This is a genomic window from Blattabacterium cuenoti (assembly GCF_014251795.1).
Taxonomy (GTDB): Bacteria; Bacteroidota; Bacteroidia; order Flavobacteriales; family Blattabacteriaceae; genus Blattabacterium; species Blattabacterium cuenoti_AB.
In genome coordinates this window covers 26367-50843 of sequence record NZ_CP059201.1, presented here as the reverse complement: position 1 = coordinate 50843, position 24477 = coordinate 26367, and the positions used below count along the sequence as shown (strand labels likewise).

General features: G+C 24.0%; 19 protein-coding genes and 3 tRNA genes. 3 read left to right on the top strand and 19 right to left on the bottom strand.

Annotation, left to right across the window (positions count from 1 at the left end; translation table 11 throughout):
- The 10 genes from alaS to H0H55_RS00170 all read right to left on the bottom strand — a co-directional run bounded on the left by alaS (position 1) and on the right by H0H55_RS00170 (position 12787).
- Positions 1 to 2682, bottom strand: coding sequence for an alanine--tRNA ligase (gene alaS / locus H0H55_RS00215; RefSeq protein ID WP_185861307.1), 2682 nt, complete (start codon positions 2680 to 2682; stop codon positions 1 to 3).
- The gene (locus H0H55_RS00210; protein ID WP_185861547.1) at positions 2672 to 3448 is read right to left on the bottom strand and encodes a lysophospholipid acyltransferase family protein; all 777 of its coding nucleotides are present in this window, start codon (positions 3446 to 3448) and stop codon (positions 2672 to 2674) included. Before H0H55_RS00210 ends, alaS begins: the two co-directional genes overlap by 11 nt.
- A gap of 29 nt (positions 3449 to 3477) precedes the next feature.
- Complete coding sequence (ccsA, locus tag H0H55_RS00205) at positions 3478 to 6651, bottom strand: cytochrome c biogenesis protein (RefSeq protein WP_185861306.1); 3174 nt, start codon at positions 6649 to 6651, stop codon at positions 3478 to 3480.
- A gap of 35 nt (positions 6652 to 6686) precedes the next feature.
- Positions 6687 to 7466 carry an MBL fold metallo-hydrolase gene (locus H0H55_RS00200; RefSeq protein WP_185861305.1) on the bottom strand — a complete coding sequence of 260 codons (780 nt, stop codon included), beginning with the start codon at positions 7464 to 7466 and terminating at the stop codon, positions 6687 to 6689.
- Complete coding sequence (gene recA, locus H0H55_RS00195; RefSeq protein ID WP_185861304.1) at positions 7463 to 8452, bottom strand: recombinase RecA; 990 nt, start codon at positions 8450 to 8452, stop codon at positions 7463 to 7465. The genes H0H55_RS00200 and recA overlap by 4 nt, the downstream gene beginning before the upstream one ends.
- Before the next feature lie 28 nt (positions 8453 to 8480).
- Positions 8481 to 9536, bottom strand: a complete 1056-nt coding sequence (locus H0H55_RS00190) for a lytic transglycosylase domain-containing protein (protein ID WP_238784165.1) — start codon at positions 9534 to 9536, stop codon at positions 8481 to 8483.
- 109 nt (positions 9537 to 9645) lie between these two features.
- Complete coding sequence (locus tag H0H55_RS00185; protein ID WP_394798761.1) at positions 9646 to 9864, bottom strand: Sec-independent protein translocase subunit TatA/TatB; 219 nt, start codon at positions 9862 to 9864, stop codon at positions 9646 to 9648.
- Between the two features lie 45 nt (positions 9865 to 9909).
- A complete protein-coding gene (locus tag H0H55_RS00180; protein ID WP_185861301.1) occupies positions 9910 to 10932 on the bottom strand; it encodes a sugar phosphate nucleotidyltransferase in 1023 nt (340 codons plus the stop codon).
- Between the two features lie 10 nt (positions 10933 to 10942).
- Positions 10943 to 11332, bottom strand: a complete 390-nt coding sequence (locus H0H55_RS00175; protein WP_185861300.1) for a dUTP diphosphatase — start codon at positions 11330 to 11332, stop codon at positions 10943 to 10945.
- 3 nt (positions 11333 to 11335) lie between these two features.
- Complete coding sequence (locus tag H0H55_RS00170) at positions 11336 to 12787, bottom strand: lipopolysaccharide biosynthesis protein (protein ID WP_185861299.1); 1452 nt, start codon at positions 12785 to 12787, stop codon at positions 11336 to 11338.
- Between the two features lie 115 nt (positions 12788 to 12902).
- Between H0H55_RS00170 and clpP the strand changes: the two genes are divergently transcribed.
- Complete coding sequence (gene clpP, locus H0H55_RS00165; RefSeq protein WP_185861298.1) at positions 12903 to 13574, top strand: ATP-dependent Clp endopeptidase proteolytic subunit ClpP; 672 nt, start codon at positions 12903 to 12905, stop codon at positions 13572 to 13574.
- Here the strand turns inward: clpP and H0H55_RS00160 are convergent.
- The 6 genes from H0H55_RS00160 to H0H55_RS00135 form a co-directional block, all read right to left on the bottom strand.
- Positions 13572 to 13645 (bottom strand) — tRNA-Arg (locus tag H0H55_RS00160). The genes clpP and H0H55_RS00160 overlap by 3 nt on opposite strands.
- 17 nt (positions 13646 to 13662) lie before the next feature.
- A tRNA-Pro gene (locus H0H55_RS00155) sits at positions 13663 to 13737 on the bottom strand.
- A gap of 15 nt (positions 13738 to 13752) precedes the next feature.
- A tRNA-Ser gene (locus tag H0H55_RS00150) sits at positions 13753 to 13837 on the bottom strand.
- Between the two features lie 51 nt (positions 13838 to 13888).
- On the bottom strand, positions 13889 to 15910 hold the full coding sequence (locus H0H55_RS00145; protein ID WP_185861297.1) for an HD family phosphohydrolase: 2022 nt from the start codon (positions 15908 to 15910) through the stop codon (positions 13889 to 13891).
- A gap of 119 nt (positions 15911 to 16029) precedes the next feature.
- The gene (locus tag H0H55_RS00140; RefSeq protein ID WP_185861296.1) at positions 16030 to 16548 is read right to left on the bottom strand and encodes an Lrp/AsnC family transcriptional regulator; all 519 of its coding nucleotides are present in this window, start codon (positions 16546 to 16548) and stop codon (positions 16030 to 16032) included.
- A gap of 542 nt (positions 16549 to 17090) precedes the next feature.
- On the bottom strand, positions 17091 to 18140 hold the full coding sequence (locus H0H55_RS00135; protein ID WP_185861295.1) for a hypothetical protein: 1050 nt from the start codon (positions 18138 to 18140) through the stop codon (positions 17091 to 17093).
- 31 nt (positions 18141 to 18171) lie between these two features.
- On the opposite strand from H0H55_RS00135, the gene tsaD reads away from it, so the two are divergent.
- On the top strand, positions 18172 to 19200 hold the full coding sequence (gene tsaD, locus H0H55_RS00130; protein ID WP_185861294.1) for a tRNA (adenosine(37)-N6)-threonylcarbamoyltransferase complex transferase subunit TsaD: 1029 nt from the start codon (positions 18172 to 18174) through the stop codon (positions 19198 to 19200).
- Positions 19201 to 19223: 23 nt separating this feature from the next.
- On the opposite strand, the gene gcvP is transcribed toward tsaD, so the two are convergent.
- A complete protein-coding gene (gene gcvP, locus H0H55_RS00125) occupies positions 19224 to 22103 on the bottom strand; it encodes an aminomethyl-transferring glycine dehydrogenase (protein WP_185861293.1) in 2880 nt (959 codons plus the stop codon).
- A gap of 61 nt (positions 22104 to 22164) precedes the next feature.
- On the opposite strand from gcvP, the gene mdh reads away from it, so the two are divergent.
- The gene (gene mdh / locus H0H55_RS00120; protein WP_185861292.1) at positions 22165 to 23082 is read left to right on the top strand and encodes a malate dehydrogenase; all 918 of its coding nucleotides are present in this window, start codon (positions 22165 to 22167) and stop codon (positions 23080 to 23082) included.
- Positions 23083 to 23098: 16 nt separating this feature from the next.
- Here the strand turns inward: mdh and H0H55_RS00115 are convergent, their stop codons facing one another.
- Entirely contained in the window at positions 23099 to 23728 is a 630-nt protein-coding gene (locus tag H0H55_RS00115; RefSeq protein WP_185861291.1) for a thiamine diphosphokinase, read from the bottom strand.
- Positions 23712 to 24458, bottom strand: coding sequence for an LPS export ABC transporter ATP-binding protein (gene lptB, locus H0H55_RS00110; protein ID WP_185861546.1), 747 nt, complete (start codon positions 24456 to 24458; stop codon positions 23712 to 23714). Before lptB ends, H0H55_RS00115 begins: the two co-directional genes overlap by 17 nt.
- Positions 24459 to 24477 lie beyond the last annotated feature (19 nt).

Here is a 24477-nt window from a genome sequence, read left to right as displayed (position 1 = left end):
CTAAAGTTTATTTTTTTTTAAAAAACTTTTATATGCTAATGCTTCTTTTAAAACTAAATTTAATCCATTTTTTTTTACCCCCATAGCTGTAGCAAAAGAAGAATTTCCCCAATGTTTTCCATGTATATAAGAAGCCATTGTACATATGATTTTATGAGCATGAATATTATGATTTCTAATAATAGATTCAGAAATAGATATAAAAACAATTACTTTTTCATTTGTCAAAAATCCTACAATCATAAATAAGTTATGAATTTCATGTTTTAAATCTAAAACTATTTTCTTCATAATATTTATTTCCTTTCTTTTATGAGGATCTATATCAATTTCGCATATATATTTTATAGATGCTATTTCTATAGTTTTTAAAACGTATTCTTTTTTTAACAGATTAATTTTTTGTAAAGAAATTTTTGATATTTCTTGTTTTAATTTTTCATTATGACTTTTTAAAAGTGAAAAACTTTTTATCGGAGATTCTGGATATTTCATTATCTTTTTTAAAGATTGAAATTGATCACGAATATATTTTAAATATTGAATTGCTTTTTTTGAAGTTATAGCCTTAATTCTACGTATTCCATGCGATATAGAATATTCTGATAATATTTCAAAAACCTGAATTAATCCAGTATGTTTAACATGTGTTCCAATACATAATTCAGAACATTCTCCAAATGTAATAACTCGAACTTCCTTTTTATATTTATTTTCAAACATTTCATTCATTTTATCAAAATGAGTATTTTTTCTAGCTTCTTGTAAAGAATGATATATTTTTTCTTTTAATAAAAAATCAGAGAAAATTAATTCTTGAACTAAATTTTCTATCTTTTGCAATTCCTGTATGGTTATTTTTTTATAATGAGAAAAGTCAAATCTTAAATATTCATATCCTATATAAGAACCTTTTTGTTGAACATGACTTCCTAAAATTTTTTTCAAAGAAAAGTGTAATAAATGAGTAGCAGTATGATTTTTTTCAATTTTTGATCTTATATTTTTATTTACTATGGCTTTAAAAGAAGAAAAAATATCTGAAGGTAATTTTAGAACACAATGTATAATAATAGAATTTTCTATTTTAGTGTCAAAAATATCAATTCTTTCAATTTTATTTTCTATAATGCCTATATCTCCCACTTGTCCTCCACCTTCAGGATAAAAAGGGGTTTTAGAAAAAACCAATTCATAATAATGAGTTTTTTTTAATTTATTCTCTATTTTTCTATATTTAGATATAAAAACATCGCATTCCATAGAATTATATCCTACGAAAATTGGATCTTTATCGAAATGATTATGTACTTCTATCCAATCTTTTTTTATAACTGAATTTTTTTCTTTTTTTGATCTTTCTTGTTGTTCTAACAACTTATTTTGAAATGATTTTTCATCAATAAATAAATTATTTTTTTCAACAAAAATTTTAGATAATTCTACTGGAAATCCATAACTATCATATAACTGAAAAATTTTTTTTCCATCAATAATTTTTTTATTTTTTTCTTTATGTTCAGAAATTATATATTGAATTTTCTTACTTCCTTTTTCAATTACATTAAAAAATGATAATTCCTCTTCTTTAATAATCTCTTGTATATATATCTTTTTCTTTTCTAATTCTGGGAAAGAATTTTTCATTCCTTTTACTAAAGAATCTACAAATTTATAAATAAAAGGTTCCTTTTTGGATAAAAAACGTGTTGCAAAAATAATAGCTCTTCTGAGTATTCTTCTTATTACATAACCTGCTCCGTTATTTGATGGCAATAATCCATCAGAAATAGAAAAAACAATAGCTCTCAAATGATCTGCTATAATTTGTATAGATACTTTTTGATAGAAATTTTTTTGATTATAAATATTTCCTAAATAATATTCTATATCCTGAATAATAGGATAAAAAATATCAGTTTCATAACTAGATATTTTTTCTTGTAAAATCATACACAATCTTTCTAATCCCATTCCTGTATCTACATGTTTCGTATAGAGTTTCTCTAATGTTCCATCTGATTTACGCGTAAATTCTATAAAAACAAGATTCCAAATTTCTATAACTTGAGGATGTTTTTTGTTAATCAGGAACCTTCCAGGTAATAGTTTTTTTTCTTTTTCGTTTCGAAAATCTACATGAATTTCTGAAGAAGGACCACAAGGTCCTGTTGATCCCATTTCCCAAAAATTTTCTTTTTTTCCAAAAAAAAGAATATTATTTTCATGAACTAAAGCTTTCCAATATTTAAAAGTTTCTTTATCCATAGATAATTTATCTTTTTTATCTCCAACAAAAACAGATACATAAATATTTTTATTTGGAATATTATATATTTGAATCAATAATTCCCATGCCCATTCTATAGTTTCTTTTCTTGAATAATCTCCAAAAGACCAATTTCCTAACATCTCGAACATTGTATGATGATAATTATCATATCCAACATTTTCCAAATCATTATGTTTTCCAGCAATTCTAAGACATTTTTGAATATTTGCTATTCTTTTATATTCAGGTTTTAAATGACCTAAAAAATAATCTTTAAAAGGATTCATTCCAGCATTAACAAAAAGAAGGGTAGGATCTTTTTCAGAATAAATGGGAAAAGAAGGAATAATTTTATGTTTTTTTTTTTCAAAAAAACTGAGAAATGTATCTTTTATTAATTTATATCTCATGATAATGATTATTATTCTTTCTATATTTAGGAGATTGTTCAATAGCATCCATAATTTTTTCCATTATAGTATCTGTTGTCTCTTTTTTCAAATCTAATTGAATAGGTTTTTTGAATTTCATTTTTTGCAAAACTCCTTTTCTTTTAATTCGAATTCCTTTTTTATCATAAGCTTTATGAAATCCATCTATTACAATGGGAACAACAATAGGATTATACTTTCTGATTACATGAACAATTCCTCTTCGTCCGGGAGCAAAGGCTTGAGTAGTTCCTTGTGGAAAAGTGATTAACCAACCATCATTTATAGCTATACCCATACGAGTGATTTCAGATACATCTACGGAACGATTAATTTTTTTATTTCCTTCTCTCCAAGTTCTTTTTACTGTAATCCCTCCTGAATAAGTAAATAATTTAGTCAAAAAATTATGATCCATTGTTTCTTTGGCTGCTACATAATATAAATTTACTTTAGGATTTAAAAGATAAATCGGATTTTTAATACTATTAATAAAACCATTTTTTATGCTGCAAAATACATGAAACATAGCGAAAACATCTGCAAAATAAGTTTGATGATTAGATACAAAAAGAACTTTCTTATCAGGTAATTTTCTGATATATTCAGTCCCTTCTAAATGTAACTGATTAAATCCATTATAACGATTGTAAGAAATACATCCAAAAGTAAAAATTAAAAAACGTTTTATAAAATGCCAATTTCCAAATGCATCTCTAAAGAGGGTACTTTTTTTTTTATTCAAATATTTTCTCAAAAAATCAGAATGAAAATTCACTGTTTGTTTATATTTTTATGAAATTTGAATGAATAATAAGATAAAGTTGCGATAATTAATAAAATTATAAAACTATAATATACCCAATCAGGTATAGAAGTAGGATCTCCTTTCGCATAAGAATGCAGTCCAGATAAATAGTAATTTACACCAAAAAAAGTCATTAGAATGGAACTAACTGATAATATACTGAATAAATTAAAAGTGTATATACTTCTTAAATGTGGAATTAGACGAATATGTAATACAAAAGCATAAATCATAATGCTAATTAAAGCCCAAGTTTCTTTAGGATCCCAACTCCAATAACGCCCCCAACTATTATTAGCCCAAACAGAACCTAAAAAGGTTCCTATGGTTAACAAAAAAAGTCCTATAGTCAAACATATTTCATTAACAATAGTTAATTTTTCAATATGAATATGAATCATTTCACTATAATTATAAAAACACATTTTTAATATAAAAAAAATTAATACTAAAATTCCTAATAAAGCTCCTGTTAAAAAAAAACCATAACTGGATGTTATTGTTGCTACATGTATTATCAACCAATGAGATTTTAAAACAGGAGCTAGATTAGTTATTTCTGGATCCATAGCGTTTCCATGATGTGCAATCATGAGTAAGAAAGAAGAAATTAAAGATGTGATTCCTGTAACAAATTGATTTTTACAGAATAAAAATCCTATACCAATTAAACACCAGCTAATAAAAATTGATGATTCATATCCATTAGTCCATGGGGCATGTCCGGAAATATACCATCTAGAAATTAATCCTAATAAATTTATAATAAATAGAAAAAATAAAATAAAAATAAATATTTTAGAAAAGAAATACATGTATTTTTTTTCTAAAAAAATCATCAAAAAAGAATTAATAATAATAATTGCTCCAAATAAAGCATATAAAAAAGATAATCTATAAAATAGATTTAATTTGTTATAAATAATTTCTGTAGATATTTTATTTTCTGAAGGTAAAATAGATTTAGCATGTTTAATTTGATATAATCGTATTTTTTCAATTTCGTTATCTGCAATATTCCAATTTTTCTCATTTTGAGAAAATAACAAAGATTTAAGATAATTATTAAACATAGATAAACCTAAAGGATTCAGTTTATTTGAATTTGAAATGATCCAACTAGACCAAGTGTGATTTGTATCATGAGGAATAGGAAAAATACGTATATATTTTCCTTGAAAAATTTCATGTATTATTCCTACACGTTCACTCAGATTAATAACAGCTTTGTCATATTCATTTCTTTGAATAGGATTTTTAGAGAAAGCTCGTTCATAATCTTCTTGAAAAAGATATTTTAGTTTTGAAGTTTTCGAATCGATCAAATAGAGATCTATAAGAGAAACATAAAAATGTTTATTTGCTTTTACTTTATTTAAAAATTGATATCCCCCTTTTTTATCAACTTTAATAAAAGGAATTTTTGTCCAAAAAATATTATCTTGATGTATAGATATGAACCATTGATTAGCATTTAAATTTTGTATAGAATCTTTTTTATGTATTTTTCTAAGTAATTCAATAGCAATCGTATTAATAGGCTTGATCCTTCCTTTATAATCTTGTACTAATAAACGTCCAAATTTTTCACTATGTCTTTTAGGAATATGAATCACATCAGAAACATTTTCTAAAAGAATTTTTTTTTCATGGGGAATTTTGGAAGTTTGAGAAAATCCAAAATGATGAATACTGAATGAGAATAATAAAAAAAATAATATCGAATATCTTTTATAAGATAAAGATTTCAACTTCTTTTTAAGAAAACTAAATCTAGTTCCTTTCCAAAATACAGTAAGAAACATTCCTATACTCATAATAATATAACCTATATAAGAAAAATATGTTCCTAAATAATCATTATTAACATAAAAATGAGTACCTCTTTTATCAGGATCATATCCAAATTGAAAAAATCTAAATCCTTTATAATTCAAAACATTATTCATATAAATTAAATAATCATTTTTCTTATTATTATCAATTAATGTTACATAACTCATAAAATGAGATGGAAATTCGGAACCTGGATAATTTTTGATTTTAAATTTTTTTAATTTTAAAAAAAAAGGAAGATTACAAAAAATAGATCCATATCCGATGGATATTTTATAATGATTATTGAAAAACAGAGGAGAACTCATATTTGTCGCATTTTTTCCTCCTAAAAATGTGATCAATTTATATTGATTTTTGAAAAAAATTTTGACAGTAATAGCATTTAATTCATTATTTTCTTTATCTTTTTCACGATTACATGATTGTACGTATTTTAATTTTCCTTTTACTATTCCATCAGGAATAACCCATTGCATTATTTCATGATTTTTATTAATATCAACTTGATATAAATTTCTTAATTTCAGTATGTTAAAATTATTTTTTAATAAAAATCCGATTTTTTGATTGACCATGTCAATGATCTTTCCTGAAAAAGATGATTTAACATAAAGTTTATTTTTTATTTCGAAAATACTAATCCCAAAAGGGATTTCTTTATTAAAAGAAAATAAAACACCATTTACATTAATTATTTCTTTATTTTTTAGAAAATATTCGGTTCTTCCTTTTTGATTATTTGAAACTATTTTTATAATTTTTTCTTCTGGTTGTTCTTTTGATAGAATTATTTTCGCACATGGAATATAATCCACAACTTTTACTTTTAAAGGATTTTCTTGAAAATTAAATTTTCCTTCATATTCATTATGAAAAGAAGATAAAATATAAGGATCATGATAAAATCTAGTATAAGAATCTTTACTTATTTTTAATTTGATGTAATTCTTTTTAGAAAGAATTTTTTCATTAATTTCACCCTCTCTTATAGACATCGTTCCTTCAAAACTGAAGTATCTAGAAAAAATTCCTCCTAGAAAAATTAATATAAATGATAAATGAAAAATAAACAAAGGTAATTTTTGATAATTCCATAATTTATATTTCCAGACATTTCCAATTAAATTTATTATAATAAAAAACATAATAGTTTCAAACCAAACAGATTCATAAATAAATATATTTGCTACATCTGTAGAATATTTTTTTTCTATAAAAGTAGCTACAGCCATAGATAAAGCAAATAACAAGAATAAAAAAGCAGTGATTTTTGGAGAAAAAAAAATTTTTTTTACTTGCATTTACTTATAATGTTTGAGATTTATATTTAATTGATTCATATATATATAATTAAATTATCATAGGCTAAATATACATTCTTGGGTAATTGTTTTTCAATTTCTTCATGAAATCCAAATGTATGACTAATATGAGTCAAATAAGCTTTTTTAGGACAAATTTTTTGAATAATCTTTAAAGTTTCATAAAGCATGATAGAAAAAGAATTGTCTGTCCCCTTTCTCCCCTTTCTTAATATATTTAAAACTAAAATAGTTAGTCCTTTTAATTTTTGTATTGTATAAATAGGAATAGAACTAGCATCTGTTATATACGCAAAATTTTCTACACGAAATCCTAAAATAGGAAGATATCCATGCCATATAAATAAAGGAAAAATTTTAGAATTCTCTACAAAAAATTCTTTTTTATAATCATCTAATTCATGAACGGAAATTCTACAAATGTTTGATTTTTTATCTTTATGAAAAAGATAAAAGAATCTTTTTTTTAAATTTTCTATAACTCTACGTAATCCATAAATAGGAATAGGTTTATTCATTTTAAAATGAATGGGTCTTATATCATCTAATCCTCCTATATGATCATGATGTTCATGTGTCATAAAAATTGCATTTAATTTTTCATAATTATTTCTTAACATTTGATAACGAAAATCTGGTCCACAATCTATTAAAAAATTATTTCCATTTTTTTCAATTAAAATAGAACTTCTAAGTCTTTTATCTTTTAAATTTTTAGATAAACATACTGGATGTTTAGACCCAATAAGAGGAATTCCCTGAGATGTTCCGGTCCCTAAAAAAGTAATTCTCATATAATATTTTTATATATATTTTCTTGTATTTTATTTATAATATTTTGTTTTTCTTTTAAAAATTCTTTTACAGAATCTCTTCCTTGTCCTAATTTGATATCTTCATAACTAAACCAAGATGCATTCTTTTTAATAATTCCTAAATCTACTCCTATATCTAAAATTTCTCCAATTTTTGAAATTCCTTCTCCATACATAATATCAAATTCAGCTATTTTAAAAGGTGGAGATAACTTATTCTTTACAACTTTGACTTTTGTTCTATTTCCTAATATTTTTTCTCCATTTTTTATATGATTTCCTTTTCGTATATCCAATCGTATTGATGAATAGAATTTTAAAGCATTACCTCCGGTAGTCACTTCTGGATTTCCATAAACTCCTATTTTTTCTCTTAATTGATTGATAAATATAAGTATGCTTTTAGATTTTCCTATACTAGAAGTTAGCTTTCTCAAAGCTTGAGACATTAATCTTGCTTGTAATCCTATTTTAGAATCCCCCATTTCTCCTTCTATTTCACTTTTAGGTGTTAAAGCTGCTACAGAATCAACTACTATTATATCCATTACACCAGATCTAATTAAGTTATCAACAATTTCAAGAGCTTGTTCTCCATTATCTGGTTGAGATATTATTAATTCTTTTACGTCTACTCCTATTTTTTTCGCATAAATAGGATCAAAAGCATGTTCTGCATCAATAAAACTAGCAAAACCTCCACTTTTTTGAGTTTGAGTTATAGCATGTAAAGCTAGAGTTGTTTTTCCAGAAGATTCTGGTCCAAATATTTCTACAATACGACCTTTTGGAAATCCTTTGATTCCTAAAGCAATATCTAAACTTAAAGATCCAGAAGAAATAATTTCTAAATTTTCCATATTAGAATCTCCCATTTTCATGACAGTTCCTTTTCCATATATTTTATCCATCTTTTCCAATACAAGTTGTAAGGATTTTCTTTTTTGTTCAATTTTTTCGTTCATAATTTTGAAAATTAATTTTTTTTTTCTCCTAAAAAAACCTTCTTTTTTTTTTAAAAAGAAAAATTTTATTTTTAGGAATTCTTAATTTGTTACCGGAAGGGATTCGGTCTACAAGATATTTTGGATTAAGGAAAATTAAATCTTGATAAGAAATATTTAGATTATAAGCTAAAAATTTTAAAGAAATTTTTTCTTTTACAGGAATTAACATAGTTTCTTTATATTTATATTTGTGAGTATAGAATGGAATATTATGTTCTCTGTAAAAATTCATGATATAATTGATAGCAATAAATTTAGGAATATAATTTTGGGTTTCTTTAGGAAAAAATTCCCATAATTCCCAGAAATTCTTTTTATTGTGACTGTGACGTTGTAATATTTTATCCACTGTTCCGGGTCCTGCATTATAAGCAGCTAGAACTAATTCCCAATTTCCTATTTTTTTATATAAAAATTTTAAATATCGGCAAGCTGCTTCTGTAGATTTTATAGGATCATTTCTTTCATCGTAAATCTTATTAATATGAAGATTGTATATTTTTCCAGTTCCAGGCATAAATTGCCAAATCCCTTTAGCTCCTGCTTTAGAAGTTACAATAGGATTTAGATTTGATTCTATAATAGCTAAATATTTTAATTCTTTCGGAAGACGATATTTATCAAATTTTTCTTCAAACATAGGAAAATAAAACTCTGATAATGAAATGATTTTTCCTATATATTTTTCCATACGAAGAAAACTCTCTACAGAGGCATGTACAATAGTATTGTATCTTAATATTTTAATTTGAGATTTTTGATTTAGAAAATTGAGTTTCATTCTTAGTTCTTCAGAACTTATATTGGTAATAAGAATATTTTTTCTATGATGATGATTATGAAATAATTTCTTTTCATGTTCATGAAAAGATTTTCTTTTTATTTCTAACATTTTATCCCATAATTTCTCCGTATGTATATTATTTAAATCTAATTTTTGACTATAAATTTTTTTATGAAAATTGATTACATTTTTTTGTTCTAAAAATGGTTTTGATGCAGATTGAATTACCAAGCTTTTTAATATAAATACAAAAAACATAATATTCCTTGTCGTTTTCGTTCCCATTACAATATTGATTAGTTTCTAAAATTTTAGAAAAAAAATACTAATAAATAAACGAAAAATGCAGAAAGAAAAATTTCAAGTATTATTTTTTCTCAGGTTCTGAATCTTTTTTTTCTTCTTCAGATTCAGAAGCTTCAGAGGCTTTTTTGAATTCTTTTAATCCAATACCTAACCCTCTCATCAATTCTGGAATTTTTTTCCCTCCAAATAATAAGAGAGCAAGAATGACAATAACCACAATTTCTGTGGTACCAAAAGTACCAAGTAGCATAGAAAAACAAGAAATAAAATCCATGTACATGGAATTTTTTTTTCAAATATATATAAAAAATTATGAATCTTTAATTTATCTGTAACTAGAATAGTCACTCAAACTGACTTTCTTATATTTTTCTCCTATGTAAATAGAATGATTTCCTATAATTGAGTGACCTAAATTTGCATATTGAATTACTGTATAATCTTGAATTAAAGATTTTTTTATGTTGCTATTTTTTATTTTTGAATATTTTCCTATTGAAACATAAGGACCTATAATACTATTTTCAATAGTAGTATTTTTTCCTATTGAACAAGGTTTAAGAATCAAACTATTTTTTATAATAACTTTTTCATGAACTAATTCTGAATTTTTTGCTTCAATAGATAATATTCTTGAATTTGAAGATATAGTTCTTTCTTGATTTCCAAAATCCATCCATTCTTGAACTTGTTGATTCACGAATTTATTTCCTTTTTTTCTCATATTTTCTAGAGCAGATGTCAATTGATATTCTTCCTTATTTTTTATATCATAATCTAATAGAATTTGTAATTCTTTTTTTAAAAGAAAACTATTTTTAAAATAGTAAAGACCTACAATTGCGAGATTTGATATATAATTATTAGGTTTTTCTATAAAATGAGTAATTATTCCTGATGAATCACATTTTACAATTCCAAATAAATGAGGATTTTTAACTTTTTTTGTCCATATAATATTGTCTACTTGATGAGTTATTTCTTGATCAAAAGAATTGTGATAGAATAAAGAATCAGAAAAAGCAACAATAATCGGTTCCCCTGTTAAAGATTTTTTAGCTTTTAACAACGCATCAGCAGTTCCAAGTGGAATAATTTGATAATATAGAATGGGATTCACATTTAAATCATGAGATAAATTGATTAATTTTTTTTCTACCTCTCGACCAAAATTTCCTATAATAAAAATAATTTCTTGTATGGAAAAAACTTGAATGATTTTAGATAAACTATCCAACAGTCTTTTTAAAATTGTTTTTCCCGCAATAGACATTAATGGTTTAGGAGTATTTAAAGTATGTGGAAGAAGTCGTGATCCTTTTCCAGCCATGGGAATTATAATTTTCATATCTATTCTTTTATATTCCAGTACTTCCAAAACTATTATTACCTCTTATACTTTGATTTAAAATTGAACATTTTTTCCATTTTATTTTAACATTTTTAACTATATCTAATATTATTAATGCTTGATAAGGTTCAATTATTATGTTTTGAAAAAAAATATTAATTACAATTATTTTTATTTCAACTTCTTTATATTTATATAAAGAATGTTTTTTATTTTTTGTGAGATGAATTATACAAATAGATTGTAGAAATTTTTTTCTAACAAAAAAAGAATATCTGATAGATTTTGAAATTTTAACAAAAACACCTGTTGATATCAATTTTCTTTCCAAAGAATTAATGAAAATAGATTTTTTTATATTAGCAATTAAAGTCGATTGACAGATTTTTTGATACAAAATTTATTTTATTAAATTAATCAATCTTTTTTTTTCAAAAACAAAAATAATTATTAAATATAAAAATTGTAATAAAAAACTTAATCGAAGTTGTTTTTTTATTAAAAAAACAATAAAAAGTGAAAATAAAAAATGAATTATTATGTTTTTTATTTTTTTACCACAAAATTTGAAAAAATTTTTCTTACCCCAAAAATATAGAACTATCAACATAGTTCCATAAGATATAAAAGTACCCCAAGCAGGAATTATAAAAAGATTATTAAAAATGAAAATAAAAACGGCATTAAATAAAAAAGTAATTAATACACCGACCAAAGATATATAAGTTCCAATAATAGGTTTATCTAAAATTTTATAAAATATAGATAAATTAGTATAAATTCCTAAAAATAGATTTCCCATCATTATTACGGGAATAATAGAAATCGCCATATGATATTTCTCATCAATCAAAAATTTCATAAATATGTTAATATTTCCACATATTAATACATAAAAAATTAATCCAAATAAAATAAATACATAGGTGATTTCTTCATAATAATATATTGCATCGGTATCTTTAGATTTCTTAAAAAAGAAAGGCTCAATTCCTAATTTAAAAATTCTAATATATAGATTCATAAAAGTGGCTATTTTATAACAAGCGGAATAAGATCCATTAATTTCATCAGAAATCAATCTTTTAATCAAAATTTTATCCAAATTCTCATTAATAGAAAAAGCTACAGTTCCTAACATAATGGGAATACCATAATTTAACATATTAATCGCAAGATTTTTATTAAATTTTTTAATAGTAAATTTCTGAAAAAGAATAGGAAATATTAAAAATAAATTACTCAAAGAAGAAATCATATTTGCAAAAAATACATAACCTATTTTATCTGTAAAAGAATTAACCCATATAAAAAAAAAAGTTTTTTTATCGTAAGTATTGTTATGACAAAAAAATAGATACATTATTATAAATGATTGTATTAATATATTTATTATATTTATTGCAGAATATTGGATGGGTTTATCATTTACACGAAGCCAAGCCATGGGAATGATACAAATTGTGTCAAAAAATATAATAAAAAAAAACATTAAAAAATATTCTGAATGATTTTGATATCCAGTGATGGAAGATATATATTTTGTTAGAAATATGGATGTTATTAAGAAGAAAGAACTTATGATCAATTGTATTATAAAACCCGTTGAAAAAACAGTTTCTTTACTGTAATTTTTTTTATACAAAAATCTAAAATAAGTATTTTCTAATCCGAAAGAAAGAAACCCTATAATCATAAAAGATAGGGCATACATATCTGTGTAAAGAGAAAATTCTTCTTTTTTAAAGGAGAGAGTAAAAAATTTTAAAAAAGCATAATTAATAATTCTAGGAAATAGAAATCCTATAGAGTATATAATTGTTTGTGTTACTAATTTTTTATATGAGATCAATACTTTTTATATTAAAATTTCTAATTTCTACATTTTTTTTATGCATGAATCAACTTTTTTTTGTAAAATTTTTAGATGGAAGAAAGTAAATTTGATAAATTTTTAAATCAAAAAAATGGATTATCATAATCAATCAAAAGAATTTATGTTATATGCTATAAAGCATAAAAAAATTAATAGCTTGACAATTGATGAATATATTAAATTTATGACTCCTTATATTGTTGAGGAGAGAAAATTAAATGTAGCTCAAATGGATGTTTTTTCTCGTTTAATGATGGATCGAGTTATTTTTTTAGGAACGGCAATAGAAGATCAGGTCGCAAATATAGTACAAGCTCAGTTATTATTTTTACAATCTGTAGATCCTGCTAAGGATATACAAATATATATCAATTCTCCAGGAGGAGATGTTTATGCTGGATTAGGTATATACGATACTATGCAAATAGTGGAACCTGATGTTGCTACTATTTGTACTGGAATAGCTGCATCTATGGCTGCTATATTGCTTTGTTCAGGAGTAAAAAATAAAAGATCTGCATTAAAACATTCTAGAATTATGATTCATCAACCCATAGGAGGAACACAAGGTCAGGCTTCAGATATTGAAATAACAGTTCGTGAAATATTAAAATTAAAAAAAGAGCTTTATGAAATTATATCGAATCATTCAGGACATCCTATTGAAAAAATAGAAAAAGATTCAGACCGAGATTATTGGATGACTTCCACAGAAGCTAAAGAATATGGAATGATAGATGAAGTCCTAGAAAGAAAAAAATGATCACGACAGGATTCGAACCTGTAACCTACTGCTTAGAAGGCAGTTGCTCTATCCTTTTGAGCCACGTGATCTTCAATAAAGATAAATATCGGGGTAGCAGGATTTGAACCTACGATCTCCTGGTCCCAAACCAGGCGCGATAACCAAACTACGCTATACCCCGTTTTCTTTTTTTTTGCGGAGAATGTGGGATTCGAACCCACGCGGTATTTACATACCGACAGTTTAGCAAACTGTTCCGTTAACCACTCCGGCAATTCTCCAATCTTCAAAAAGATACAAATCTAAAGGAGATCTATTAAATAAACAAATAATTATGAATTCGGATATTCTATTCTGGTATGATAAATATTTTTTAATTTTTTCTTTAAAACTTTTTTGACTTTTTCTATTTCTTTGAAAGTAATGTCTGCGTTAGAAAATTGATTATCTATTTTTTGTTTTTTTATGATATTTTCTACTATATTTTCCAGATCTGCATTAGATGGATTTTTTATACTTTTTGAAGCCGCTTCTACAGAATCAGCTATCATAACAATAGCAGTTTCTTTTGAAAATGGTTTTGGACCAGAATATTGAAATTTCTTTCTATCTACTTTTAGATTTGGATATATTTTTTTTTGTTTTTCATAAAAATAATGAACAATACTATTTCCATGATGAGTCCGTATAAAGTCAGTAACAGGATCAGGTAAATGATATTTTTTTGCAAGTTCTACTCCTATTGATACATGTTCTAAAATAATTTTTGCACTTTCTTTTGGACTTAATTTTTGATGAGGATCAATAATATTGTGTTGATTTTCTGTAAAAAATTTAGCATTTTCAATTTTTCCTATATCATGATAAATTGCTCCTATTTTTACTAATAAAGAATTAGCTTCAATTGCTACAGCTGCTTCTTCTGCAAGATTTGCTACTGTTAAAACATGCTGTAAAGTTCCTGGAGCTTTTTTAGATAATAATCTTAATACAGGAGTATTCGTATCGGATAATTCTAACAAAGAAATATCTGAAGTTAAATTTAATAATTTTTCAAAAAGAAATATTAATGGATGAACAAATAAAATTAATATTCCACTAAAAAAAAATAAGTAAAAAGTATAGAAAGAAATCTTTTCTAAAGATCCTTCACGTATTAAAGTAAGCAAACTAAAGGTAATAATATAAGTAATCATTATTTTTGCAGAAGCAAAAAATAAATTTTCCATTTTATAAATGTTTTTTTTTGTAAAAAGAACTAAAAAACCTGCAGTAATTTGAAGGAAAATAAATTCAAAACGATTTGGTGTAATTAAGGATAACAATAAAATTGTTATTAAATGAATAAAAATACTCAAGTTAAAATTGAAAAAGGCACGTATACTTATAGGTAGGATACAAAAAGGAATTATGTATAATATTTTAGAATGATATTTTAAAATTGTAATTGTTATTAACGATATGAATAATATATTTATAATTAAAAAATTTACTTCTCTATTATTTTGAAATATTTTATTTTCAAAATAAAAAATATATAATATGAATATAACAAATATCATGCTTATTATTAAAAAATATCCTGTAATAAGACAATAGTATTTTTTTTTGTTCCATATTTTTTTTTCATATTCTTTTTTGAAAGAAGATAAAATTTGAAATTTTTTTTTATTTATAATCTCATTATTATTAATAATATTATCTCCTTTTATAAAAAAATATTGGTTTTTCTTTATAGATTGCATTTTTTTTTTCAAAAAAAAATCAGTATAATATTGACTGTAAAATAAATTTGGAGTAATATTTTTTTTTAAAATTCTTTTTATAATTTTTGAACGATAATTTTTTATCCTAAAATTTTTGTCAATAACATTGTTCACTTTAGTATGAGTAAAAATTTTTTTGGATAAAATTTGTGTCCATTTTTTATCTTTTTTTAAAAAAATTGTATAATCTTTTTTTTTCAAATTCTTATAATCTTTTATATATCCATGTTTGTATATTGTATTGATTATTCTATAAATTATTTTGTAATAGTGTCTATTTTTTTTTATGAAGAAATTTTTTTTTAGATTTTTTTTTAGATTTTTTGCTACTTTATTATTTTTAATACAAAATATTTCTTGATTATTTTTTATATTTTGAATTTCCAAATCTATATCCTGACTACTTTTTGGAACAAAAAAATTAAATGGGGAGAATAAATCTCCATGAGACCAAATTTTTCCTTCTAAAAATTCATATTTAAAAATTTCTTTTTTTGGGAATAAAAATGTCAATAATAAGATTGCAATAGTTATAACTAAAATTTTATATGCAATGTTTTTATTATAAAACTTGAAGTAATTAGCCATCACCTAAAAAAATTGGAGTATATGCAATTTTTTCGTAAGGATGAATTTTTTTCTTTAAAGAAAAAGAAGATATTTCACATTGAAATGATATATAATAATAATTAATAGTTTTTATATTATTATATTGTTTTTTTATAAGATGTTTTATTTTTTTGTAATATGTTGGACAATAATCGATTTTCATCATTTATACTTTCTTCTAAACAAATAGTAGATTCTGTTCTAAGTACTCCTTTGATTTCTCCTATTTTAGAAATAACGTCTCTTGCATCTGAAGGATCTTTAGCTATAATTCTACAAAAAAGATTATATTTTCCTGAAGTGATATATAACTGGACTATATTTGGAATTTTTTTTAATTCTTCTTTTACTAATTTAGATTCACGAGAATCTGATAAAATCCCTACAAAAGCTATCAGATGAAAACCTAATGACTCATATCCTATAATTAAAGTACTTCCCTTTATGATTCCTGCATCTTCTAATTTTTTTACTCTAACATGAACTGTTCCAACAGATAATGGCTTGATTTCTTTACTAATTTGTTTGCTAATTTCGGTATAGGGGGTTCTAGCATTTATATTTAATTTTTTGACAATAGTATTGTCAATTTCGTCTGTATTATATCTTAGGATCATTGTTTTATATTTTTATTATATTTTTCGAATAAAGGTATTAAAAATACCAAGATACAAAACTTTATTTTGAAGAAATAGATTCTTGTTTTTCAGTTTAAATTCGATGTTTCTATAATAGAAAAAATTTCATAATTTCACTTACATTTTTTTCTTTTTTGATTGGAGTCGGAGTAAAAAAAAACTATATAAACAATGATTTTTATAATAAGCAGAATAATTTACATTTTTGTTATGATAAAAAAATTTTTATAACATGGTTTTTTTTACAATAAACTTTCCTCATCCTAATATTTGATTTTCTTTTAAAAAAAAGTAAATTTTTTTGCATTTATCAATCCCATTGAATGAGTATAGTAGTTTTGGATGTGAAAAAAAATCATCAGCATGGATCTATAAAAATAAAATAAGAAGTATAAGCAGATAAAATCTGCAAAATTTATCAATAAATTTGTATTTTTTTCCTGTAATTCTTCCTCTTACTTTACTTTATTTGAATTGAATTTTTGATTTATAATTAATATAAAATTTTCCTCCTAATATGTTTAGGAAAGATTGAATTGGATATAAACTTTTAAAAAATCTATTTTTTTCAATTTTTGATTTATATAAATAGCATGAATTTGACTTGAATATAATTTGTTTTTGTATGAATCTTTTATCAAAACGTTGTAAAAGAATAATACTTTTTTTTTATGGTAAAATTGACCATAAATAAAACATCGAACGAATATTTTATAGTCAAAATTCCATTTTTTATAAAAAAAAATACCTAAATCTGAACCTAATTTTGATCCTTCAAAAATTTTACACCGCATGTCTATTTTTGGTATTTTATTTTTTTTATCTTGAAATAAAGTTATATATCCTTTTAAATAACTATTAGGTGTTTTTAATAAAAAATTATTAACTTCCAGTCTTTTGGAAGTGGAATAATATATTAAATTACAAAATAGGTTTTTTATAAAAACATTTTTTTTTCTAAATAATCCTTTTGATTGAAGAGATGAAATGGAAGCTTTAATTTGATAATTATCAATACGAATATTTCTTATATAGCTGGAAAAGGAAGATTGAAATTCTTGATTATAATTATTATAATTTTTGTATTTTATATTAGATTTATTGATTATTAATTTAGAACAGGTCATAAAGTAGTTCTGACTGAATTTTTTATGGATCAGAAAATTTTTTATAAAAAAAAGAATGTTATTTTCTTTTTCTCGTAAATATTTTTTTATAAAAAAAGAAGGATTGTCAACGACAATATTTTTTATGATTAAATATTGTGAATTTATAAAAATAAAATAAAGTAAGTTATGAATATGTATTTTACATTTAGAAAAATGAATAAAAGAAAAAGAATGGTGATCCAAAATTTTGACATCATAAAAAACAAGTTCTTTTTTTAAGAAATTAATAGAAGCATGTTTTATAATAATTCTTTCATGAAAGTGATTTCTGACTTTTTTAAAAAAAGTATTCAAAATAAATGTGGATACTTTTTCTTCTATTTTTTGTTTATTATAAATAGAAAGAAAAAATAATCCTAAAAAAAAAATAAGGATTCTTATTTTTTGAAATTTTAAAAACATAATTCATTTTCAAAGATATTGTTATTTTTTTATGAAAAAAAAACCAATAATTATTGGGATTGAGTCTTCATGTGATGATACAGGCGTTTCTATTGTGAGAAATAGAGAAGTGTTATCTAATATTATTATTCATCAAAAAATTCACAAGAAATATGGAGGAGTTGTTCCTGAATTAGCTTCAAGATTACATGATATGAATATTACAAAAGCAGTTAAACAAGCTATTTATTCAGCAGAAATTAATCAAGATCAAATTGATGCAGTTTCCTTTACTTTAGGACCAGGACTAATAGGCTCCTTATTAGTTGGAACTTCTTTTGCAAAATCATTTTCTATGGGGCTCGGAATTCCTCTATTAACTGTTAATCATATACAAGCTCACATATTATCTCATTTCATACAAAAAAATATTAATAATTCTTATCCAGAATTTCCATTTTTAGGTTTAATTATTAGTGGAGGACATACTCAAATTATAAAAGTAAATGATTTTTTTAAAATGGAAGTATTAGGATCTACTTTAGATGATTCTGTAGGAGAAACTTTAGATAAAATTGCTAGAATATTGGGATTTTATTATCCAGGTGGTCCTGTAATAGAATTTTTTTCTAAAAATGGAAATAATAAAAAATTTGTTTTTTCAAAACCTGTAGTAGGTGGATTAGATTTTAGTTTTAGTGGATTCAAAAGTGATGTATTACAATTTATAAGAAAAGAATTAAAAAAAAATGCATTTTTCATAAAAAAAAATTTATCTGATATTTGTGCTTCTGTCCAGAAAATTATAGCTGAGATCCTTTTAGAAAAAATACAAAAAGCTATTTTAAAAACTGGTATTTATAGAATTGCTTTGGCTGGAGGGGTCTCTGCTAATTATGAAATTACACGAACATTTATGTCGTTTGCAAAAAAAAATAAAAAATGTGAAATTTTTATTCCTAAAAAAGAATATGCTACTGACAATGGAGCCATGATTGCTATTACAGGATTACTTAAATATGAAAGAAATTTATTTGACTCTATTCATGTTACTCCATATTCAAAATTCGAAACATTTTGATTATTTATATTTAATTGAACCTTTTATATACATGTGCATATTAAATTTCTATCTCCATATCCATCATCAATACGACTGACTGGAGGCCAAAATTTTCTATTTTTAATCCAATCTAAAGGATAAGCTGCTTTTTCTCTACTATAAGGATAATTCCATTCATTTTTAGTCAAAATACTGATACTATGTGGAGCATTTTTAAATACATTATTTTTTTTGGAAAATTTCTTATCCTCAATTTCTTTAATTTCTTGTCTTATCTTGATAAGAGTTTCAATAAAACGATCTAATTCTTCTTTAGATTCACTTTCAGTAGGTTCTATCATCATACATCCTTCAACAGGAAAAGATATAGTAGGAGCATGATATCCATAATCCATCATTCGTTTTGCGATATCCATAACATCTATATCCACATATTTAAAAATTCTACAATCTATAATTAATTCATGTGCGACAGTATTATTTTCCCCCACATATAATATGTTATAAAATTTTTTTAATTTTTCTTTTATATAATTAGCATTTAACACAGATATTTCTGTACACTTTCTGAGACCATCCGGTCCTAACAAACGAATATAAGCATAAGAAATTGTTAAAATTAGAGAAGAACCATATGGAGAAGAAGATATAGTTAATATTTTTTCTTTACTATTTTTTTTTTGTTGAAAAGGATGATTTGGTAAGAAAGGTTTTAAATGTGAAGCTACACAAATAGGCCCCATACCAGGACCACCTCCTCCATGTGGAATAGCAAAAGTTTTATGAAGATTCAGATGACAAATATCTACTCCTAAATCTGCTGGTTTAATCAATCCAACTTGAGCATTCATATTTGCTCCATCCATATAAACTTGTCCTCCATTTTCATGAATAATATCTATAATATCCTGAATATTACTTTCATATATACCATAAGTAGAAGGATAAGTGATCATTAATACAGATAATGAATCTACATTTTCTTTTACTTTTTTTAATAAATCATTTTTATCAATAGATCCATCATTTTTTGTAGATACTAATATCACTTTCATTCCAGCTATATTTGCTGAAGCAGGATTTGTTCCATGGGAAGAAGAAGGAATTAATGCTATATTTCTTTTATATTCTTGTAATGAATAATGATAATGTTTTATGACCATAAGACCAGCATATTCTCCTTGAGCTCCTGAATTAGGCTGTAATGAAATACCAGAGAATCCAGTAATTTCTTTCAAATATTTCTTTAAATTTTTAATAATGAAATGATACCCCATTGCTTGTTGATAAGGAGCAAAAGGATGCATATTTTTCCATTCATGCTGACTTAAAGACAATAATTCTGTGGAAGCATTTAATTTCATAGTACATGATCCTAGAGGAATCATAGAATGAGTTAAAGAAATGTCTTTTTTCTCTAGTCTTTTTATATAACGTATCAACTCATTTTCTGAATAAAATTTAGAAAAAATTTTATTTTTGAAAAAATTAGAAGTTCTTTTTAAAGAAACAGGGAATTTATATTTATCAATATCCGTATGATACTTTATTTTTTTATTTTTGACACTACTTTCTACTTCAGAAAAAATTGATAAAATATGGTTTATATCTTTTTTAGAAGATGTTTCATCTAAAGTAATAGTTAGATAATTTTTATTTATATATCTAAAATTAGTTTTTCTACGTTCCGCTATTTTTTTTATTTTGTTTACATTTTCTATTTTAATTCTAATAGTATCAAAATAGCAAGTATTTACTTGAAAAATAGAATTGATATTATTAATCAATAAAAATTCTAATTCTTTAGCATATTTATGAATACGTTTTGCTATTTTTATTAATCCATTCTTTCCATGATATAAAGCATACATAGAAGCCATTATAGCGGGTAGGACTTGTGATGTACAAATGTTAGAAGTAGCTTTTTCTCTTTTGATATGTTGTTCTCTTGTTTGTAAAGCCATACGAAAAGCTTTCTGATTTTCTCGATCTACAGATATTCCAATAATTCTACCAGGAAGGAAACGTTTATATTGTTCATGAGTAGAAAAGAAAGCAGCATGAGGCCCACCATAACCCATAGGAACACCAAAAGATTGACTGGATCCTATAACAACATCAGCACCCCATTCTCCAGGAGGTTTCAATAGGGATAAAGATAAAATATCTGTCGATACTATTACCGATATTTTATGATATTTGGCATATTCAATTGTTTCAGTATAATCATATATTTCTCCTAAACTAGAAGGATAAGATATTATTAATCCAAATATTTTTTTATTATTGTATTTTGTTTTTAAATTGTGATGAGAATCATATATGAAATGAATCCCTAATCCAAAACATCTTGTTTTTAGAACATAAAAAGTTTGTGGCAGAATTTCATTAGAAATAAAAAAATAGTGATTGTTATCTATTTGTTTCTTTTTAATTTTTTCTTGGTAAATCATAAACATAGCATCAGCTGCAGCTGTTGATTCATCTAACATAGAAGCATTACTTATTTTCATTCCTGTTAAATCTGAAATCATAGTTTGAAAATTAATTAAAGCTTCTAAACGACCTTGAGATATTTCTGATTGATATGGAGTATAAGGAGTATACCAATTAGGGTTTTCTAAAATATTCCTTTGAATAACACTTGGAGTGATAGTATTTTTATATCCTAACCCTATATAAGAACGATAAATTTTGTTTTTTTTACTTATTCTATAAATATGATTTAAATATTGATATTCGGAAATGGAATTTGGAATATTTAATTTTCTTTTTAAACGTATTTTTTTTGGAATGGTTTTATTCACAAAATCTTTCATAGAAAAATATTGTAATTCTTTCAACATTTTATTAATTTCATTACAGGATGATCCTATATGTCGAGAAGAAAATTTTTCTCTTTGAATGTTATCCTCTTTCATACTAAAATAAAAATTGTATTTATATTTAAAAATTACAAATTTATCTAAATAAAAAAATAAAATGAAAATAACCATTGTTGGTGCAGGAAATGTGGGAGCTTCTTGTGCAAGTTTATTAGCTCAAAAAAATATAGTAGAAGAAATTGTTTTGTTAGACATTAAAGAAAAAATTTCAGAAGGAAAAAGCTTGGATATATCTCAAATGCTTTCTGTGATTAATTCAAATACCAAAGTGATTGGAATTACAAATGACTATTTAAAATCGAAAAATTCGGAAATTATTATTGTTACTTGTGGAATTACAAGAAAACCTGGCATGAGTAGAGATGATCTTGTTAAGATCAATGCAGAAATTATTCGTTCTGTAATAAAAGAATCTATTTTTTTTTCTCCAAAAACTAAATTGATCGTTGTATCAAATCCATTAGATATTATGACATATGTGAGTTATATAACGGCAAAAATTGATTCCTCTCGTATAATTGGAATGGCTGGAATATTAGATACTGCTAGATATCGTTTTTTTTTATCTAAAAAACTAAACATATCACCTATTGATATACAATCTTTATTATTAGGAGGACATGGGGACACAATGGTTCCTTTATACAGATATACATCTGTATCAGGAATTCCTATAAAAGAATTTTTGTCAGAAGAAGAAAATGATGTAATTATAGAAAAAACAAAAAAGGGAGGAGAAGAAATCGTTAATCTATTAGGAACATCTGCTTGGATGGCCCCTAGTGCTTCTGTAGTGCAAATGGTAGAAGGTATTTTAAAAGACTCTAAGCGTATCTTTTCATGTTCTGCTTTTTTAAAAGGAGAATATGGATTTAAAGATATATGTTTAGGAGTTCCTGTGATTCTAGGAAAAAATGGAATAGAAAAAATCGTAGAATTGCAATTAAATCAAGAAGAAAATCAGATTTTGAAAAAATCTGCAAACTATGTGAAAAATATGATCAAAAAATTGTAAGTAACATATTTCTCTATTATTTTTCTATAAAGATTAATAATTCACCTTCTTTGTAATCTATTTTTATTTCATTACTAAGAGCTTCATTTCTAATTCCTATATTTTTTCCTATTTTTAAAAATCCTTTTTTTATAGAATATTTGAGACCATAAGTAGATAATTCTTCTACTTTTGGAAATGGGAAAAGAGATATTTTTTTATTTTTTTTTTGATAAAAAGAAGTTTTTTTTTCAGAAAAAAAATAAAAATGATATTTATCATGAAATATAATAGATAATTTATTTTTATATTTTAAAGCTGCAGATAGATTTCCCAAAAAATGATCTTGTTCCATTCCACTTCCTCCCCATACATTTATGTTAAAAAATCCTTTTTTATAAATAATATTTAAAGCTTTATCAAAATCAGTGAATCTTTGATCAGGAGTTTTCAATAAATGGGTTTTTAAATAAATATTATTTTCTATAGAATCTAAATCCCCAATAACATAGTCTACTGAAATTCCGAATGTCTTTAAATAATAATAAGCTCCATCTACGGCAAATATTTTTTTATAAAAATAAAATTCCTTTTTTAACTCTAAAAAAGGAGGAATTTCCCCATTTAGAAATAATCCTACTTCTGGTCCATTAAATCGATGATTCATTTTTGATTTGACAATTGATAATTCGATTTCCCAAATAAATTTTTTTTATTACAGAATCTTGCATAATTTCTGTTGTATATCCACACTTGATTATTGTTCCATCAAACATTAAATAAATACGATCTGTTATTGTAAAAATTTCCTGTACATTATGATCTGTAATTAAGATCCCTATATTTTTCCTTTTGAGAGATAAAATTATTTTTTGTAATTCTTCTATAGCAATTGGATCTATTCCAGAAAAAGGTTCATCTAAAAGAATAAATTTAGGATTTATAGCTAAACACCTAGCAATTTCTGTACGTCTTCGCTCTCCTCCAGAAATAAGATCTCCACGATTATTTCTGATTTTTTGTAATCCTAATTCTTCAATAAGTTTTTCTACTATTATTTTTCTTTTTTGATTTGAAATTTTTTGCATTTCTAATATGCATAAAATATTATCTTCTACAGATAATTTTCTAAATATAGATGGTTCTTGAGATAAGTACCCTATTCCTTTTTTAGAACGTTTATACATTGGATAAAATGTAATATCTTGATTTTCAAGGTATATTTTTCCTTTATCTGGTTTAATTAAACCGACAATCATATAAAAAGAAGTTGTTTTACCTGCTCCATTAGGGCCTAACAATCCCACGATTTCTCCTTGATTTAATTGAATTGAAACATTTTTTATTATATATTTATTTTTATATTTTTTATATATGTTTTTAATATTTAAAGTCATAGTCATATTATCAATAATA

Coding starts and splice junctions, on each gene's coding strand:
- H0H55_RS00185 (WP_394798761.1), bottom strand. CDS start 9,864: ATGTACATGGATTTTATTTCTTGTTTTTCTATGCTACTTGGTACTTTT.
- H0H55_RS00140 (WP_185861296.1), bottom strand. CDS start 16,548: ATGATCCTAAGATATAATACAGACGAAATTGACAATACTATTGTCAAA.
- lptB (WP_185861546.1), bottom strand. CDS start 24,458: ATGACTTTAAATATTAAAAACATATATAAAAAATATAAAAATAAATAT.
- tsaD (WP_185861294.1), top strand. CDS start 18,172: ATGAAAAAAAAACCAATAATTATTGGGATTGAGTCTTCATGTGATGAT.
- ccsA (WP_185861306.1), bottom strand. CDS start 6,651: ATGCAAGTAAAAAAAATTTTTTTTTCTCCAAAAATCACTGCTTTTTTA.
- recA (WP_185861304.1), bottom strand. CDS start 8,452: ATGAACGAAAAAATTGAACAAAAAAGAAAATCCTTACAACTTGTATTG.
- gcvP (WP_185861293.1), bottom strand. CDS start 22,103: ATGAAAGAGGATAACATTCAAAGAGAAAAATTTTCTTCTCGACATATA.
- H0H55_RS00200 (WP_185861305.1), bottom strand. CDS start 7,466: ATGAGAATTACTTTTTTAGGGACCGGAACATCTCAGGGAATTCCTCTT.
- H0H55_RS00115 (WP_185861291.1), bottom strand. CDS start 23,728: ATGAATCATCGATTTAATGGACCAGAAGTAGGATTATTTCTAAATGGG.
- mdh (WP_185861292.1), top strand. CDS start 22,165: ATGAAAATAACCATTGTTGGTGCAGGAAATGTGGGAGCTTCTTGTGCA.
- alaS (WP_185861307.1), bottom strand. CDS start 2,682: ATGAGATATAAATTAATAAAAGATACATTTCTCAGTTTTTTTGAAAAA.
- H0H55_RS00190 (WP_238784165.1), bottom strand. CDS start 9,536: ATGTTTTTTGTATTTATATTAAAAAGCTTGGTAATTCAATCTGCATCA.
- H0H55_RS00180 (WP_185861301.1), bottom strand. CDS start 10,932: ATGAAAATTATAATTCCCATGGCTGGAAAAGGATCACGACTTCTTCCA.
- H0H55_RS00145 (WP_185861297.1), bottom strand. CDS start 15,910: ATGGCTAATTACTTCAAGTTTTATAATAAAAACATTGCATATAAAATT.
- H0H55_RS00135 (WP_185861295.1), bottom strand. CDS start 18,140: ATGTTTTTAAAATTTCAAAAAATAAGAATCCTTATTTTTTTTTTAGGA.
- clpP (WP_185861298.1), top strand. CDS start 12,903: ATGGATTATCATAATCAATCAAAAGAATTTATGTTATATGCTATAAAG.